At 59.6% G+C, this 16,475-nt stretch carries 18 protein-coding genes and 1 tRNA gene; 11 read left to right on the top strand and 8 right to left on the bottom strand.

The features are described 5' to 3' along the window. Nucleotide 1: 1 nt before the first annotated feature. The gene (locus tag ACUY2T_RS04155; protein ID WP_448307680.1) at nt 2–778 is read right to left on the bottom strand and encodes a hypothetical protein; all 777 of its coding nucleotides are present in this window, start codon (nt 776–778) and stop codon (nt 2–4) included. A 25-nt stretch (nt 779–803) separates the two neighbouring features. On the opposite strand from ACUY2T_RS04155, the gene ACUY2T_RS04160 reads away from it, so the two are divergent. Genes ACUY2T_RS04160 through ACUY2T_RS04170 form a run of 3 tightly spaced genes read left to right on the top strand, consistent with a single transcriptional unit; the run spans nt 804 to nt 3,290 of the window. Beyond that, nucleotides 804–1,634 (top strand): DUF3097 domain-containing protein, encoded by an 831-nt coding sequence (locus tag ACUY2T_RS04160; protein WP_448307681.1) that lies wholly within the window; start codon nt 804–806, stop codon nt 1,632–1,634. 22 nt (nt 1,635–1,656) lie between these two features. Then, nucleotides 1,657–2,097, top strand: coding sequence for an NfeD family protein (locus ACUY2T_RS04165; protein WP_448307682.1), 441 nt, complete (start codon nt 1,657–1,659; stop codon nt 2,095–2,097). Nucleotides 2,098–2,114: 17 nt separating this feature from the next. Further along, the gene (locus tag ACUY2T_RS04170) at nt 2,115–3,290 is read left to right on the top strand and encodes an SPFH domain-containing protein (RefSeq protein WP_293791237.1); all 1,176 of its coding nucleotides are present in this window, start codon (nt 2,115–2,117) and stop codon (nt 3,288–3,290) included. Here ACUY2T_RS04170 and ACUY2T_RS04175 read toward each other — a convergent pair. From ACUY2T_RS04175 to ACUY2T_RS04185, 3 genes are all read right to left on the bottom strand, one after another. Beyond that, nucleotides 3,287–3,907, bottom strand: coding sequence for a DNA-binding protein (locus ACUY2T_RS04175; RefSeq protein WP_448307683.1), 621 nt, complete (start codon nt 3,905–3,907; stop codon nt 3,287–3,289). The genes ACUY2T_RS04170 and ACUY2T_RS04175 overlap by 4 nt on opposite strands. A 5-nt stretch (nt 3,908–3,912) precedes the next feature. Next, the gene (locus ACUY2T_RS04180) at nt 3,913–4,530 is read right to left on the bottom strand and encodes a TVP38/TMEM64 family protein (RefSeq protein ID WP_448307684.1); all 618 of its coding nucleotides are present in this window, start codon (nt 4,528–4,530) and stop codon (nt 3,913–3,915) included. Between the two features lie 100 nt (nt 4,531–4,630). Beyond that, nucleotides 4,631–4,716: transfer RNA gene (locus ACUY2T_RS04185), tRNA-Leu, on the bottom strand. Nucleotides 4,717–4,867: 151 nt separating this feature from the next. On the opposite strand from ACUY2T_RS04185, the gene ACUY2T_RS04190 reads away from it, so the two are divergent. Beyond that, the gene (locus ACUY2T_RS04190; protein WP_293791234.1) at nt 4,868–5,425 is read left to right on the top strand and encodes a YbhB/YbcL family Raf kinase inhibitor-like protein; all 558 of its coding nucleotides are present in this window, start codon (nt 4,868–4,870) and stop codon (nt 5,423–5,425) included. Here the strand turns inward: ACUY2T_RS04190 and ACUY2T_RS04195 are convergent. Then, nucleotides 5,422–6,525, bottom strand: a complete 1,104-nt coding sequence (locus ACUY2T_RS04195; protein ID WP_448307685.1) for a quinone-dependent dihydroorotate dehydrogenase — start codon at nt 6,523–6,525, stop codon at nt 5,422–5,424. The two genes, ACUY2T_RS04190 and ACUY2T_RS04195, sit on opposite strands and share 4 nt — an antisense overlap. Nucleotides 6,526–6,552: 27 nt before the next feature. After that, a complete protein-coding gene (locus tag ACUY2T_RS04200) occupies nt 6,553–7,671 on the bottom strand; it encodes a hypothetical protein (RefSeq protein ID WP_293791232.1) in 1,119 nt (372 codons plus the stop codon). Between the two features lie 70 nt (nt 7,672–7,741). Between ACUY2T_RS04200 and ACUY2T_RS04205 the strand changes: the two genes are divergently transcribed. The 3 genes from ACUY2T_RS04205 to ACUY2T_RS04215 are packed head-to-tail and all read left to right on the top strand — an operon-like array spanning nt 7,742 to nt 10,374. Next, nucleotides 7,742–8,614, top strand: coding sequence for an undecaprenyl-diphosphate phosphatase (locus ACUY2T_RS04205; RefSeq protein ID WP_448307686.1), 873 nt, complete (start codon nt 7,742–7,744; stop codon nt 8,612–8,614). A gap of 11 nt (nt 8,615–8,625) precedes the next feature. Then, a complete protein-coding gene (gene mshC / locus ACUY2T_RS04210; protein ID WP_448307687.1) occupies nt 8,626–9,873 on the top strand; it encodes a cysteine--1-D-myo-inosityl 2-amino-2-deoxy-alpha-D-glucopyranoside ligase in 1,248 nt (415 codons plus the stop codon). Nucleotides 9,874–9,897: 24 nt separating this feature from the next. Continuing rightward, nucleotides 9,898–10,374, top strand: a complete 477-nt coding sequence (locus ACUY2T_RS04215) for a hypothetical protein (RefSeq protein ID WP_293791229.1) — start codon at nt 9,898–9,900, stop codon at nt 10,372–10,374. On the opposite strand, the gene ACUY2T_RS04220 is transcribed toward ACUY2T_RS04215, so the two are convergent. Further along, nucleotides 10,371–11,216, bottom strand: coding sequence for a thioesterase family protein (locus tag ACUY2T_RS04220; RefSeq protein WP_448307688.1), 846 nt, complete (start codon nt 11,214–11,216; stop codon nt 10,371–10,373). The genes ACUY2T_RS04215 and ACUY2T_RS04220 overlap by 4 nt on opposite strands. Before the next feature lie 89 nt (nt 11,217–11,305). Here ACUY2T_RS04220 and ACUY2T_RS04225 point away from each other — a divergent pair, with 89 nt between their 5' ends. Genes ACUY2T_RS04225 through aspA form a run of 3 tightly spaced genes read left to right on the top strand, consistent with a single transcriptional unit; the run spans nt 11,306 to nt 14,801 of the window. Continuing rightward, entirely contained in the window at nt 11,306–12,313 is a 1,008-nt protein-coding gene (locus tag ACUY2T_RS04225; protein WP_448307689.1) for a phosphoribosyl-ATP diphosphatase, read from the top strand. A gap of 24 nt (nt 12,314–12,337) precedes the next feature. Then, nucleotides 12,338–13,183 carry an ATP phosphoribosyltransferase gene (gene hisG, locus ACUY2T_RS04230; RefSeq protein WP_293791226.1) on the top strand — a complete coding sequence of 282 codons (846 nt, stop codon included), beginning with the start codon at nt 12,338–12,340 and terminating at the stop codon, nt 13,181–13,183. Between the two features lie 58 nt (nt 13,184–13,241). Continuing rightward, nucleotides 13,242–14,801 (top strand): aspartate ammonia-lyase, encoded by a 1,560-nt coding sequence (gene aspA, locus ACUY2T_RS04235; RefSeq protein WP_293791225.1) that lies wholly within the window; start codon nt 13,242–13,244, stop codon nt 14,799–14,801. Here the strand turns inward: aspA and ACUY2T_RS04240 are convergent. Beyond that, a complete protein-coding gene (locus ACUY2T_RS04240; protein WP_448307690.1) occupies nt 14,774–15,574 on the bottom strand; it encodes a RecB family exonuclease in 801 nt (266 codons plus the stop codon). The genes aspA and ACUY2T_RS04240 overlap by 28 nt on opposite strands. 56 nt (nt 15,575–15,630) lie before the next feature. Between ACUY2T_RS04240 and ACUY2T_RS04245 the strand changes: the two genes are divergently transcribed. After that, nucleotides 15,631–16,464 carry a tRNA (adenine-N1)-methyltransferase gene (locus tag ACUY2T_RS04245; RefSeq protein ID WP_293791223.1) on the top strand — a complete coding sequence of 278 codons (834 nt, stop codon included), beginning with the start codon at nt 15,631–15,633 and terminating at the stop codon, nt 16,462–16,464. Nucleotides 16,465–16,475: the final 11 nt, after the last annotated feature.

Below are 16,475 nucleotides of genomic sequence, written 5' to 3' on the forward strand. Positions count from 1 at the left end.
CCTACCGCAGCAATTCGCGCTGCGCGTAGTCCACAGCCACCATCCGGGCAGTCCTTACTGCCCGGAGCATTGGCATTATATGGGGGTCCAGGCTCGCGCCCACAGCCGAACACTTCGTAACTTCCACAATCGCCGCCACATGGTCAGCCCTGGCCATCAATTTGGCCGCCCGATTCGGCACTCCCGGCGGCATCCCCGGTAATCCAAACGCATCATCGAGCGCTCCAACCGCTAACTCTGCTCGTTGAAAAGCCGCTGCGCCCATCGGCACATGCCCTACAGCTCTCACCATTGCTGTCGCCTTGTCGGCAGCCTCACGCAGCAACTGATCAGCCTCACCAGGAGAATAGACCGGCAAGGGTGGGGTAGGGCCTTCCACCTGATGCCACGACCAACTGACCAAGTGGGCGTCGATAACTTCAGGGCTCAGTACGTGGCTCACTAAGGGGTCGCGATCAGCGACGATAAGTGACGCCCCCTCGACCCCCACCGGTAGGAGCGCCGCGTCGCCGGGGCCGGAGAGCATCAGTTGAATCAGTGGACGCTCGTCCAACCCGATGGGCGCGTCGTTCGTCACTGCACGAACTTGCGCTAACAACTCCACGAGCCCGCCGCCGTCCGGCTCCAAACGATGATGCTTGCCCTGGGTGGCATGGAAGGCGTCGATCACCTCGTCTGCACTGATAATCCCGTGCAACCACCACGCCAACCACAGGGAGGTGTTCTGGACGGGCGACCACAGTTGCGCCCCAAGCCACGTCGGTACCGGATCAGTCATTTTTCCTAGCCTAAGCTGGTTGCCCATGAGCTTCAATTACGGTGATATCTTGCAGGGTCACGCCCGCAACCAAAAACCCAGCTTCCCGCGTGTAACTCCGGAGTTGGGCATGGTGGTGGAAGTGATTGCCGATGATTTCGTCGGTGCGGTAGTGGGCGGGGAGAAGACTGCCGACGGTGACTTCATTCGCTTGGAGGACCGCTATGGAAAGACCCGCCTTTTCAAGCTCCGCGAGGGCGCTTTTCTGCTTGAAGGCAAGCCAATTACCTTGACTCGATTTGTAGATCCCAGGTCGCTCCCTCCGAAGAAGCGAACCTCCAACTCTGGTTCACGGCGCGTGGAAGGCTTGCAAGCGAAGGTGGCGGCACCCTCCCGCATCTGGGTGGAGGGTATCCACGACGCCGCCATCGTCGAACAAGTCTGGGGGCATGATCTGCGCGTGGAAGGTGTGGTTGTGGAGTACTTGGAGGGCCTCGATAACCTTCCTGAACGCCTGGCCGAGTTCCAGCCGTCAGCCACCCGCCGCGTCGGCGTGTTGGCCGATCACCTCGTGGAGGGGACGAAGGAGGCTCGCCTGACCGAGTCCCTGGGACCGCATGTGATGGTAACCGGCCACCCATATATCGATATCTGGGAAGCCGTGAAGCCCGCCAGTGTGGGCATCCGCGCGTGGCCACAGATTCCCCGCGGAATAGATTGGAAGACCGGGGTATGCCAGGAACTGAGGTGGGGCACCCCACAGGATGGCTGGCGTCGTGTAGCCCGTGCAGCTAAGACGTTTCGCGACCTCGATTCGACACTGATCGGGGCAGTGGAACGACTGATCGATTTCGTGACGGTTCCACCAGAGTACTGACCCAACCATTAGGATCGGAAGCATGGGTCCGATCATTTGGTTAATCGCAGCTGGATTCCTCGCCCTAGGGGAGCTTCTGGTAGCTGATATGTCTTTGCTGATGCTCAGTGCGGCTGCGCTGATCACAGCCGGCGTGTCTTTGGCGGGCATTCCCATATGGCTGGAGATTGTCGTTTTCGGCATCGCCTCTCTGACAACTGTCCTGGCGATCCGACCCATTCTGCGCAAGCGCCTCCTCCGCGCTCGTTCGGCTCAAACTTTCGACGTCAACGAGTTGCAGGGCCAAAGGGCCGAAGTCATCGAACCAGTCTCGGACGAAGTGCAGCACGGCGGTATGGTGCGCGTTGCCGGCGAGCTATGGTCGGCGCGATCGGCGAACCCAGGGGATCGCTATACCCAGGGGGAAACGGTGCAAGTGTTAGAAATTGACGGCACGACGGCAGTCGTGTGGAAAAACAACTAGAGAGTGCTTGAAGGCTTATGAACTTTACGATTTTCCTGGTGGTCTTATTGATCATCATCGTGACGCTGGTAGTCAAAATGGTTGCCCTTATCCCGCAGGGCGAGGCGGCCGTTATTGAGCGCTTGGGTACTTATACCCGCACTGTGTCTGGTGGTTTGACGCTCCTAGTCCCCTTTATCGATCGTATTCGCGCCAAGGTCGACACTCGTGAGCAGGTCGTAAGCTTTCCACCGCAGGCTGTAATTACCCAAGATAACCTGACCGTCGCCATCGACACGGTGGTGACCTTCCAGATCAACGATCCGGCTCGCGCCATTTACGGCGTGAACAACTACATCGTGGGCGTGGAACAGATTTCCGTGGCTACCCTGCGTGATGTGGTTGGCGGCATGACCCTGGAGGAAACCCTGACCTCCCGCGAGGTCATCAATCGCCGCCTGCGCGGCGAGCTCGACGCAGCCACCACGAAATGGGGTCTGCGCATTTCCCGCGTTGAACTAAAAGCCATCGATCCGCCGGCATCCATCCAGCAGTCGATGGAGATGCAGATGAAGGCTGACCGCGAAAAGCGCGCCATGATCCTCACGGCCGAGGGTCGCCGCGAATCGGACATTAAGACGGCCGAGGGTGAAAAGCAGGCACGCATTCTTTCCGCCGAAGGCGAGAAGCACGCACACATCCTGGCAGCCGAGGCTGAGCGCCAAGCCGCAATCCTGCGTGCCGAAGGTAACCGTGCAGCCCGGTACCTCGAGGCACAGGGCGAAGCCAAGGCAATTCAGAAGGTCAATGCTGCCATCAAGTCCGCTCAAGTAACTCCGGAGGTGCTGGCCTACCAGTACCTGGAAAAGCTACCGGAAATGGCGAAGGGCTCGGCCAACAAGACCTGGATGATCCCAATGCAATTCGGCGACTCCCTCGAGCAATTCGCCAAGGCGCTGGCTAAGAAGGACGACGAGGGCGTGTTCCGCTACGAACCGAAGCCTGTGGATGACGCCACTCGCGAGCAGGCCAACGAGTCGAGCTCCTCGGATTGGTTCAACACTGCTTCTTCGCCGGAGATTGCCGAGGCCGTGGCCGCTGCCAACGCCGTGGCAAATAAGCCTGTGGATCCGGTCGATGAGCCACCGGCTTCTACCCCCGAGCAGCAGCACCCTACCGGCGATTACCCCAATAATCCCTACAACCAGGGCTAATTTCTTAGCTCATCGGCCCTGGCCAGCATGTGCACCGCCAAAGTCCAGCCGGCCTGTTCCGCATGCCACCCGGCGGCGGCCAGCCGCTGGCTCATGGCCTGCTTGCTAATTCCCACAATCTCCGCGGCCTCGGCCTGCAAATGACCAGCGCGCAGCAGGGCAGTGGCCTCCCGGCCTTCCTTGGTACGTCGCGCCAATACGTGCGCCAAAAGGGTGAAAGCCGCCGCGATATCCTGGGCCACTTCCGCAGCCAATCCTGGTGCTATAACTCCTCCCGGCCCAGGTTTTTCAATCCGTACCGAGACTGCGCCTGCGCGCTGAGAGCGCTGAACCGCGCGCGTCGCGGCGCCTATAGCTTCGGCAGCGGAGGACGGGGCGTCACCATCTACATCCGACACCACCGTGCCAATGCCGAGCGCGAAGTCACCCGCCTGCAGTAAAGAGAGCACCAATCCACCAGCCTCATCGGGGCCGGGCGCAATACAGACGAAGTCGTCAATGCCCTTCATCTCCACGGAATCAACCATCGAGGACTGCTCCAGCGCCGCCGCGACATCGCGTACATATTCCCCACGACGCTGAGAGCGGCCCCTATACGCGGCATACACGGCAAACATAACTATTAATTTACTTCATTAGCTTTGCTGACTTTGCTGAGGCGTCGCCAGAGCCGAATCTCGTTGGCTGCCAGGGCAAAACCTACACAGACCACAACAAAACTCACGAGCAGAATCCAGGGTCGGCCACCCGTTGCCAGAGCATCAGAGGCCATAGCCGTGGCGATCGTATTCGGAGCCGATCCCACAACCGTCGCAGCGAGGTACGGGACAAAAGGTATAAGGCTAAGTCCGCAGGCGTAGTTAAGAAGCGAAAAGGGGATCGGAGGGACCATACGCAGGCCCAAAACAGCAATCCAACCGCGCTCGGCGATACGCTCCTGCAGCAGCTGAATGCGCTTATCACTGCGGGTTTTCTTCTCCACCCAGGTGCCTCCCACTGCACGCACCAGAAATAGCGACAGCGCACCAGAGATGCCTACGCCCGTTAAAGCCAGAATGGAACCCCAGAGGGGGCCGAACATCACACCGGCAGCGATAGTCCACATCGTGCGGGGTAGTGGCAGCTGTGTAAAGCCGACCATAAGCAGCAGGTAGGTCAACGGAGCCCAAGGGCCGGTAGACGCCACCCAAGCACGGATATCGCTGACGGCAGGCTTTGGAACGAAATAAACGAAGGCCACCAGAAGAATGGGTACGAGAACGCTTAGAAAGCGATACCGTAGCTTCAACCCCCACCACGCGCTGAAGGCGCTGGCTACAAAGCGTGGGATTTTCATGTTGTGTCCGGAGGGGGACTTGAACCCCCACGTCCGTTAATAGGACACTAGCACCTCAAGCTAGCGCGTCTGCCATTCCGCCACCCGGACAAGGTTAGGCGCTCACCACATGTGTGGTAGCAACTCCCGTCACTTTAATGCCAAGGGCGGGATTTACACAAATACGCAGGTCAGAACGAGATAGTTGTGTTGGAATAAGCACTTTAGTGCACCCGCGAGAAGCTTTGACTAGCGTGGTGCTATGTCCGATAACAATGCACAACACCAGCCCACCTACATCGATGATCGCTTCCCCGGCCCCGATCCCTACGCGCCTCTGACGGATCTGCCGCCGTTGCAGGTGACCAGCGAAACCTTTGCTGACGGCGATCGCCTGCCGGAGGATCAACTGGGCGGCAACGATGTTTCGCCCCAGCTGAGCTGGTCTAAGGGGCCAGAGGGCACCAAGACGTACGCGGTGACCTGTTTTGATCCCGACGCCCCTACGGCCAGTGGCTTCTGGCACTGGGCAGTCTTTAATATTCCAGCGGATGTCACCTCCCTGCCTCTCGGCGCAGGGGACGCAGACCTCAGTGGCCTACCAGAAGGAGCAGTGGCGCTACGCGGCGATTCCCGATCCTGGGGTTACTACGGTGCTAACCCGCCGGCGGGTCATGGTCCGCACCGCTACCTATTCGCGGTCCACGCAGTGGGCGAGGAACTGGACATCGACGACCGTCAGACCTGTACCGTCCTCGGTTTTAACCTGAACTTTAAGGCCACCGCTCGTGGCATTCTGTGGGGCTGGGCCGAAAACTAGGCTTCCTTCCACGGCAACTCGCTGCCCACGGCCTCTGCAATGTTCTGCAGGCCGTGGGCTTTAAGCTGCGCGGCAAGGCCCAGGTGAATCTCGCGGATCCAATCCGGCCCACCATAGATGAACGGCGTATACCCCTGGATCAGGCTCGCGCCGGCGCAGATCCGCTCCCATGCTGCACGCGGAGAGTCGATTCCGCCCACGCCGATTAGCACTAGTTTTCCGTCGGCTCGCGCTGCTAAGCGGCGCAAGACCTCTAGTGCGCGGGCCGCCACTGGCGCACCGGAGATACCGCCAGCTCCCATGGCCTGCACCTCATGCGCTGGGGTTTGCAGCCCCTCGCGGCTAATGGTGGTGTTCGTCGCGATCAACCCGGTCACTCCCATTTCGATCGCCAGGTCGCAGACCTTGTCGATATCCTCGTCGCTGAGGTCTGGGGCGATCTTTACGAACAAAGGTTTGGAGCTTTCCTCCTGTACAGCGCGGATGATGGGCCGCAGTGATTCCACGGCCTGTAGATCCCGCAAACCCGGGGTGTTGGGGGAGGAGACGTTGATGACCAAGTAGTCGGCCACCCCACCGATAGCTTTAGCGGACTCACGGTAGTCGCGATCCGCAAGTTCGGCGGCCACGATCTTGGACTTACCCAGGTTCGCGCCCACCGGAATGTCAGTGTTGCGCTTCTGTAGGCGCATGGCCGCGGCACGAGACCCCTCATTGTTGAACCCCATTCGGTTGAGGATTGCCTTGTCCGCCGGAAGTCGGAACAGGCGTGGGGTAGGATTACCCGGCTGCGCCAATGCGGTAACGGTGCCGATCTCTGCGAAGCCGAAGCCCAGCGGCCCCCACGCGTTGACTTCCTTGGCGTTCTTGTCGAAGCCCGCGGCTAGGCCAAGCGGCCGGGGGAAATTCAACCCGGCAATCTTCTGACTCAGCGATTCATCGTGCACGACTAGCGTCCCATCGAGTGCCGACAGCGCCGTCCTGGAGCCGGCCACCTGCTGCAGGCCTCGGGACATCAGCCCATGAATGCGCTCGGGGCGCAGCGTAAACATTCCCTTCAGCGCAGCTTGGTAAGCGCTGTGGCGGATCTTCTTCAACATTGTGTGCTCCTCTTTTTCGTCCCGTTTCTAGTCCCGCTTCACCGGATAGTCATCCTTGGCCTGGCTCTTCATCGACTTGAGGTTCTCCTCAATCTCCTTCGCACTGAGGATGTTCACCTTGCCGTTTTCCGCCACAGTCACCAGCGCCCCATTAGCAGCGTCGAAAACCCCGCGAACCTTGCTCTGAGTCTTTACCTGGGCAGCCTTTACTGGCACGCCACTGTCGATGCGATAGGCCTTGACGTCGTTACTACTGGTGGAGGACACCCACGCCAGCTTCCGCTGTGCATCCCATGTGACACCCCAGGGTGTCTTGATCGGAGTGGCCTGGTGTAGACGCACCACATCATTCATGGTGTAGATCAGCAGTTGTCCTTGACGAGCATCGCTGGCCACAACCACACCGTCGTCGCCACGCCCAGAGGCAACCTGCCCCACACCCTGTCCGATACGGAGAGAAGCGTTCAACGAACCATCGTCCACGTCCACATCGTTGATGCTGGTTTGCCCGCGGTCAATCAGTGCTGCGCGCTGGCCACGGTCATGCGGTTTGACCAATACAACCTGGTCCAGGCTGCGGCTCACAATGGCGTTGCCGGTCTCTCCACCCTTGTCATCAAAGAAACGAGCCTTGTCTTCTCCCGCTTTGCCCAGCACGGCCTTGCCATTGTCCAGGAAGGTCACGGTCGTCACCTTGCCTTCTACGTCCAGGTGGCGTTTTTCCTTCCCATCTGCGCCCAGCTCAATGGCCTTATCCTGACAAGCCACAGCCACGCCAGTGGCGGAGGAGGAGATGTTGTCACAGGAATCGTCAACGTCTACCTGTCGCGGTTCTGCACTAGGATTCGCGGCGTCAATAAAGTGCACTTTGCCCTTCGTGAGCACCGCCACCGCATTTGCACCCGGTGCGTTCTCGTCGGCAGAAAGGCCAACGCGCGCGGCACCTAGTACCGGGCTCTTCACGTCTACAGAATCACCAGATCCGGGCGCGGAATCAGGTCCATCCTGTGGCTCTGCAGGTTCACCGGCAACCGGCGCGTCCTCGACAGTGTCATCGGATCCACAGGCGGAAAGGGTTCCCATGGCCAGAGCAGCCACGGCGGTCATACAAAAGGTACGGGTAAAGCGATTGACGTGCACATTCACAAACACCAACGCTACCAGCCCGGCCACGTCACACCGTCAAGGCGGGCCGAAAGGACTAGGCTTTGTCCCCATGACTACAGACATGACTTGGGCGCAGACAATCATTCTGTCGCTCATCCAGGGCCTAACGGAGTTCCTGCCGGTTTCTTCGTCTGGACACCTACGCATTTTCTCTACCTTGCTGTGGGGCGAGGATGCCGGAGCATCGTTTACCGCCGTCATACAGCTGGGAACTGAACTGGCGGTGTTGGTGTTCTTCGCCAAGGACATCTGGAATATCGCCAGCGCGTGGTGCCGAGGCATGTGGGAATGGATCACCGACCTTACCGGTAAGCACGGCCGTCGTGAGTTCCGCAGCCAATTCGACTATCGCATGGGCTGGATGGTCATCGTTGGCACCCTGCCCGTAGCCATTCTGGGTTACCTAGGCAAGGACCTCATCCGGGATAACCTACGCAACCTGTGGATCACCGCGACCATGCTCGTGGTTTTCTCCTTCGTGTTCATCCTCGCCGAGCGTATGGGGCGCCGGGAACGCAGCTTTGGCGAGCTCACCATGCGTGATTCCATCATCATGGGTTTCGCTCAGTGCCTGGCACTAATCCCGGGTGTTTCCCGCTCCGGCGGCACCGTCTCGGCGGGACTCTTCCTCAACCTCGACCGTGAGGTCGCCACCCGTTACTCTTTCTTGCTCGCCATCCCTGCCGTTCTGGCCTCGGGGCTTTTTTCTCTTCCCGACGCCTTTAGCCCCGATGCCGGTCAGGCCGCCTCGGGCGCCCAGCTGTTCGTGGGCACGGCGATTGCCTTTGCAGTGGGCTATGCGTCTATTGCGTGGCTGCTGAAGTTCGTGGCCCACCACTCCTTTGCCTGGTTTGCACTGTGGCGTATCCCGCTAGGCCTGGCCGTAATGGGTCTACTCGCATTCGGCGTGCTGCAAGCTTAGAATCGATTCCCATGCACTCTTGGCCGGAACCGGAAGTCCCACAGCTGCCGGGCGAAGCCCCACAGCTTCGCCTGTATGACACTGCCGACGATGCTCTCAAGCCCGTCGACCTCTCCGGAGACGAGGTAGGTATGTATGTCTGCGGCATCACCCCATACGATTCAACTCATCTGGGGCATGCCGCGACTTATCTCACCTTCGATCTGATTCACCGCTATCTGCGCACTGCGGGGCACAGCGTGCACTTCGTACAAAACATCACCGACGTGGACGATCCGTTGTTCGAACGCGCTGAACGTGACGGGGTTGATTGGCAGGATCTGGGAAGCAGCCAAATTGACCTGTTCCGCTCCGATATGAAGGATCTAGCCGTCATTCCGCCCCGCGACTATATTGGCGCGATGGAATCCATCGACGAGGTTATCGAGATGGTGGCCAAGCTCCTGGAGGTCGGCGCTGCTTACCAGCTGGAAGATGACGAGTACCCGGACATCTACGCTGACTACACCTTCTTGCCGCAGTTTGGTTACGAGTCACGCTATAACGAGGAGCAGATGGCCGAGTTCTTTGCCGAACGCGGGGGAGACCCGGAACGCCCCGGCAAGCGCCACCCGATGGACGCGCTCCTGTGGCGCGCGCACCGGGAAGGGGAGCCGAAGTGGGATTCGCACTTTGGCCCTGGACGCCCCGGCTGGCACATCGAATGCTCAGCCATTGCGGTGAATCGTCTGGGCGCACCATTTGCCATCCAGGGCGGTGGCAGCGACCTACGCTTTCCACACCATGAGTTTTCCGCCACCCATGCAGAAGCAGCCCACGAGGTAGAGCGCATGGCGCACCACTATGTACACACCGGCATGATCGGTCTAAACGGGACGAAGATGAGCAAGTCCCTGGGCAACCTCGTTTTTGTTTCCAAGCTCACTGCCGCCGGACACGAACCGGCTGCGATTCGCCTCGGGGTGTACGCGGGCCACTATCGTCAAGACCGCGACTGGACCGGCGATGTGCTGGCACAAGCCGAACATCGGATTGCCCTCTGGCGGCAAGCCCTAGCCACGGGCTCCACCAGCCTGGATGAGGCTCGTGAGCTCGTCGCCACCGTGCGTCGCTGTCTGGCTAATGACCTCGATACCGCAGGCGCATTGGAGGCTCTCGACGACTGGGCAGTGGCAGTTAAGCCGGGCGCGGCAGGGGATGAGGCTGCGGCGTCAGAAATAAAAACCGCTATCGATGCGCTGTTGGGCGTGCGCCTCTAGCGTTTAGAGGGCACACTATCTCTTATGAGCACCACACAGCTGAGCACAGCCACCACCGATGCCCGTGAAGAGTTCATCGACAACCTGCGCCAAATGGCTACGGGAAGTTACCTCCGTGACGAGGATCGCGAATTCTGGGAGGCTCCGTACCCGGAGTCTGCGGTGGACGAAGCCGAGGGAATCATCGACGGTATGCTGCAGGCTGCACAGTCCGTGGCAGCTAGCGACGAGGCAGAGTTGAACAAGATCGCCGCTACCTTGCAGCTGCAAAACACTGAGGACAGTGCGGAGGAGCAGCCCAACGCCACCACTTTGGCGATCACCACTGTCATCACGCAGCACATTTCGAAGCTCAAGGAGCTTTCCGCCCGTCACGAGGACGCGCTGTTAGAGGACGAGGAGATCAAGGATCTGCTCGCCCTGGTCGAGAAGTTGGCCGTGGATCTCGATGCCGATGAGATCTTCGTGGCCAACCAGGCCGAGGCCGTCTGCGAAAGCTAACGCGGCGCCAGCATAATTGCCTGGTTGCAGGTGCCGATGAGCCCCTGTTGGTCATAGATGCGGGTGACCGTCGTACCAATGCCGTCGGTACCATAGTTCGCCTCGGCGCTTAGCCCCAGCCAGTCACCGCGCATCTCGTGGTGCAGGTAGACGGTGGTATCGACGTTCATGTACGTCCACTTGTCGGTATCCAATAGGTTGTTCAGGCCATTGGCAATGTCCACGGTCTTCATGAGCCGTACCCAGGTGGAATCTTCCTTGCCAGCCACAGCAGGCAGCTGCGTACGCGACCAGTAGATTGCGGGGTTGCGCTTTGTGGCAACCTCCAGCTGGCTGTCTTCCAGGTCTGCCTTGCGTACATCGATCGAATCGATATAGCCGCTTGCCCAGCGTTCGAGGAACTCGGTTCCGTCCTCGGCAGCGTGTGGGCCGGGCATGGACTCACCGACGGTGCGCTCAATTTCCGTGGTGTCCCCGCGGCGAATCCACCATCCGGAGCCGCGGATGTACTCACGGCCCGTGACGTCTGTGACGACTGCCTCGAGGAAGCTGATGCGCTTTCCCGGACGCACCACCCGGGCAGTGGTTTGCAACTCGCCCAGTGGCACGGCGCCGAGGATTTCCACGGTCATGCGGCTGAAGCGGCCTTCCTGCAAAGACAGTCCAGCATCGCGCGCACCGTCCTCCAATACAGTGGCGATGAGTGCCGCAGGAGGGGAGCCGTGTTGAAAGCCCGGCCCCCATGGACTTTCGGTGTGACGGGTGGGGTGATAGTTGCGGTATATCTGGCCACCTTCTTCCTTAGCCTCGCCAGGTATGAAGTAAGCCGACTGCTCGCTCATGCTGTTCCTTTCATAGGTGTGTCCTACGTCACTTACTATCGCATATGGTCGAGGGCGGGCGACGGGTTTGTCCTAAACTGAGGCTCATCATGAAAGCAATACTTTGGGACATGGACGGCACCCTGGTCGATTCCGAACCGCTATGGGGCATCGCAACTTTCGAAATGGGCGAGAAAATGGGGCGTCCGCTAACGCCCGAGGTCCGCGAGCGGACGGTGGGCGCGACAACCCCCACAACCGTCGAAATTTGCGCCGAGCATGCGGGGTTAGTACTCGATGACGCCGCCAAGGCGGAGTGGTTGAACTTTATGTACACGCGCGTCGGCGAGCTCCTATCGCGGCAATTAGAGTTCCGCCCTGGGATCCGGGACATTCTCACCGAGGCCAAAGCCACCGGTTTCCCCATGGCGTTGGTAACCAATACCAACCGCGCGTTGACGGAGCTCTCCCTGGAATCCATCGGACGGGAATTTTTCGACTTCACCCTGTGCGGCGACGAGGTTCCACATGGCAAGCCCGCCCCTGATATCTATGCCACCGCTGCCGAGCGCTTTGGCTTTTCGCCGGATGAATGCCTGGTAGTGGAGGATTCCACAACCGGTATGACTGCCGCGCGGGATGCTGGCTGCCGAGTGCTTGGAGCCCCAACGGACGCAGGCACCGCAATTCCCGATAATGTGCACACCTTGGCTGAGCTGCGCGGGGGAGTGCAGGATCTGGAAGGCTTCACGCTACATGATCTGCGCCAGATCTACGCAGACCTAGGGCACACTGCACCGGCTGGTGTGCGATCTGCCACAATAGATGACGTGGACGACGTAAACGAACAAGAACTCAAAACCTTCGATTCCCTTTTCGCTGAGCTTTCTTCCCGCGCCCAGGAGCGCCCGGAAGGGTCTGGCACGGTCAAGGCTCTGGACGCCGGAGTGCATTTCCAGGGCAAGAAGATCGTTGAGGAGGCTGGTGAGGTATGGCTAGCCGCGGAGTACGAGTCCGATGAGGAGCTGGCCGAGGAGATTTCCCAGCTTCTGTACTGGCTACAGGTAGTCATGGTTGGCCGGGGCCTGACTCCCGCTGACGTCTACAAGTTCCTCTAAGCAAGAAAGGCAGTCACGACGATCATGCTGCGCGTCGCAGTGCCCAACAAGGGCTCCCTGTCCGAGAAGGCAACATCCATCCTGAAGGAAGCTGGCTATGCCACCCGAGGTGATTCCAAGTCTCTGACGATCACCGACGAGGCCAATGGCGTGGAGTTTTACTTCCTGCGCCCTAAGGACATTGCCATTTACATTGCCTCCGGACACCTGGACATCGGTATTACCGGTCGTGACTTGGCCGCCGATACCCGAGAAGAGGTCGACGAGCTGCTGGCTCTGGGTTTTGGCGCCTCGACGTTCCGCTACGCCGCCCCGAAGGATGAAGAGTGGACGGTGGAGCAGCTTGATGGGAAGCGCATTGCCACGAGTTACCCAAACTTGGTGCGCAAGGATCTCGCCGCACGCGGTCTAGATGCGCAGGTGATCCGTCTGGACGGAGCTGTTGAGATTTCTATCCGCCTGGGCGTAGCGGATGTCATCGCCGATGTGGTCTCCACCGGTCGTACCTTGCGCCAGCAGGGACTCAAGCCCTTCGGCGACGCGCTGTGTGTCTCCGAGGCCGTAATTGTAGGGCGAAAGGGAGCGGAGGTCACCGCTGAGCAGCAAGTGTTGATCAACCGTATCCAGGGCATTCTGCACGCACACAACTACGTAATGCTGGACTACAACGTGGATCGCAAGAACCTTGAGAAGGTTGCTGCCATCACCCCGGGCTTGTCCGCTCCAACCGTATCCCCTCTGGCCAACGACAGCTGGGTAGCCGTCCGTGCAATGGTGCCGAAAACGCAGGCAAACTCCCTAATGGACGAACTTTCTGCCCTCGGCGCAGAGGCTATTTTGGCCACCGACATACGGATTGCTCGCATCTAGTCACAATTCGTTAGGGTAGGGGAAAGATCTTTATCCCCAACACCCATGAGGACGAATCGTGACTGATCAACCAATCCCCTCTGCAGCAGCGGCAAAGGTTCACGGCGACAATGTCGTCAGCTCCACCGATATCATCACGTCGGCTGAAACACACTCCCAGCTGGCGCGAGCTGCAAAGAGCTTCCGCACCGAGGAAGATCTCCTGGGAACCATGGAGGTTCCGGATCACGCTTATTACGGCGTGCACACCCTCCGCGCGGTCGATAACTTCCAGGTTTCCCGCACCACTATCAACCAGATTCCGGAGTTTATCCGCGGCATGGTGATGGTGAAGAAGGCCACCGCGATTGCCAACAATGAGGTCTTCGCCCTGCCAGATGAGAAGGCGAAGGCCATTATCTGGGCTTGCGATCAGGTGTTGGAAGAGCACCGTTGCATGGATCAGTTCCCGATCGACGTATTCCAGGGTGGCGCCGGCACCAGTGTGAACATGAACACCAATGAAGTCATCGCCAACCTGGCATTGGAATACCTCGGCCATCCGAAGGGCTCCTACGACATCATCAACCCCAACGATGACGTCAACATGTCCCAGTCCACCAACGATGCGTATCCGACCGGCTTCCGCCTGGGTCTGCACTTCGCCATCGACCAGCTCATCATGCACCTCGATGCCCTGGAGCGCGCCTTCCTGGCGAAGGGTCACGAATTCCGCAACATCCTCAAAATGGGGCGCACCCAGCTACAGGATGCGGTGCCGATGTCCCTCGGTCAGGAGTTCCGCGCTTTTGGCTACAACATCGCCGAGGAGCGCCTACAGCTGGAACGCGCGCAGGCTCAGCTCCGTGAGATGAACCTCGGCGCCACCGCCATCGGTACCGGCGTCAACACCCCACCCGGTTACCAGAGCGCTGTCATCCGCGCGCTGAGCGAAGTCAGTGGACTGAAGATCGAGCCCGCCCGCGACCTCATCGAGGCAACCAGCGACACCGGCGCCTATGTCAACGCTCACGCCGCAGTGAAGCGCGTGGCCATGAAGCTGTCCAAGATCTGTAACGACCTGCGCCTGCTGTCCTCTGGCCCACGCGCTGGCCTCAATGAGATCAACCTGCCGGAGCGACAGGCGGGCTCGTCCATCATGCCCGCCAAGGTCAACCCAGTGATCCCCGAGGTCGTCAATCAGATCTGCTTCAAGGTCTTCGGCAACGACCAGACCGTGTCCATGGCCGCGGAGTCCGGTCAGTTGCAGCTGAATGTCATGGAGCCCGTCATCGCACAGTGCGTCTTCGAGTCTGTGCGTTTCCTGGCCCGGGCCTGCACCACTCTGCGTGCCCTTTGCGTCGTGGACATCACCGCCAACGCCGATGTCTGCCGCAAGTACGTGGAAAACTCCATCGGCATCGTTACCTACTTGAACCCGCTGATCGGCCACCACAACGGTGACAAGATCGGTAAGGAGGCCGCCCGCACTGGCAAGTCCGTGCGCGACCTGGTGCTGGAAATGGACCTGCTTGACGAAAAGACCCTCGACGAGGTCTTGAGCCCGGAGAACCTGCTGAACCCGACATTCCAGGGCAAGCTGTACACGGACTACAGCGAGGAAAACTCCGAGGGATAGTCCGGCGGGGTGCCACCAAAGGCCGGGCAGAGGTCTTGAAAATGGCACCAACCGCATAGCTTGGTCGTACGCGGCTGGAAATCTCCGCTGCGTACATCAGACATAATCCGCTGCCACAGCTCGCCTAATTCACGCTCAAACGCAACCAGTTCCGCAGCAGTGGGGCTCAGCACCATATCGTCGCTGACTTTCAGATACATCAATCGCAGCTGAGTGGGTAGTTCGCCAGTCATGCGCCACCACACTAAGGCGTAAAACAGCATCTGGAATCGGGCAGTATCGGCGAAACGCGGCGCGGGTTTCTTACCGGTCTTATAGTCCACCACGCGCACCTGACCGGTTTCGGCAATATCAACCCGGTCGATGAAACCGCGCACCGGGACATCGTTTGGCAGCGTCAGATTCACGTATTGTTCGCACTCGTGGGCGTCAAAACCCTCCGGGTTTTCCATCTGAAAATAGCCCTTAACCAGCTCGCGACATTCCTCCCAAAATTCCAGAGTGGATTGCTCCGGCACCAGCTCGGCCAGTTCGTCGTCTTTGGCCAGCATCTTCTCCCACTCCGGTCGGATCATCTTCACCGCTGCCGGATAGGTCCGCTGCTCCCGTGGCAGCTGGTGCAGATTCTCCAGCACCGCATGTACCAGAGTTCCCTTTACCTGTGCGACGGTGCTTGGCTCCTCCAACTTGTCAATCGCCCGGAAGCGATACAGCAGCGGGCACTGCTTGTAGTCGTTGGCGCGGGAGGGGGAGAGGGCTAGTTTCTTAATCACCCTGACCAGCCTAGTAAAATGAACCAGATCCCTTAAAGCAGGAAGGAAGATCCCATATGGCTTATTCCGGACGTTTCACCGAAGGCGACCGCGTGCAGCTCACCGACGCCAAGCGCCGGCACTTCACAATTACCCTCGCACAAGGCGAAAGCTTCTTCACCCACAAGGGCGAGATCCGCCATGACGACATTATCGGTCAGCATGAAGGAACCGTAGTGAAGTCCTCCGGTGCAGGCGAGTACCTGTGCTTCCGTCACCTGCTGGTTGACCACGTGCTTTCCATGCCTCGTGGCGCAGCGGTGATCTATCCAAAGGATGCCGCTCAGATCCTCGTGGAAGGCGATATCTTCCCCGGCGCGACCGTACTGGAGGCCGGCGCGGGCTCCGGTGCCATGAGTACGTGGCTGCTGCGCGCCGTCGGACCGAAAGGCAAGGTCATTAGCTATGAAATCCGCGAAGATCACCTGGCCTATGCCAAGGACAATGTGGAGGACTACTTCGGTGGCCACCCCGATAATTGGGATCTACGTCTGGGTGACTTAAAGACCGTCACTAAGGAGGATGTCGGCGACGTCGACCGCGTGCTGCTGGACATGCTGGAGCCCTGGGAGATGCTGGATACCGTCAAGGACGTGCTTATTCCCGGTGGCGTATTTATGACTTATGTCGCCACCGTCCCGCAGCTCATGAAGGTCATGGAGGGCATCCGCGAAACCGGCTGCTTTACCGAGCCCAAAGCGTGGGAATCCCTGGTACGAGAGTGGAAGGTCGACGGCCTGGCCACCCGCCCCGAACACCGGATGAACGCGCACACGGCATTTCTGATCCTGGCTCGCAGGCTGGCTGATGGCGTCACCGCACCTCGACCGCAACGCCGCGCCCGCCGTTAGTAGACTGGTCA

Source organism: Corynebacterium sp. 22-2729, assembly GCF_053479475.1.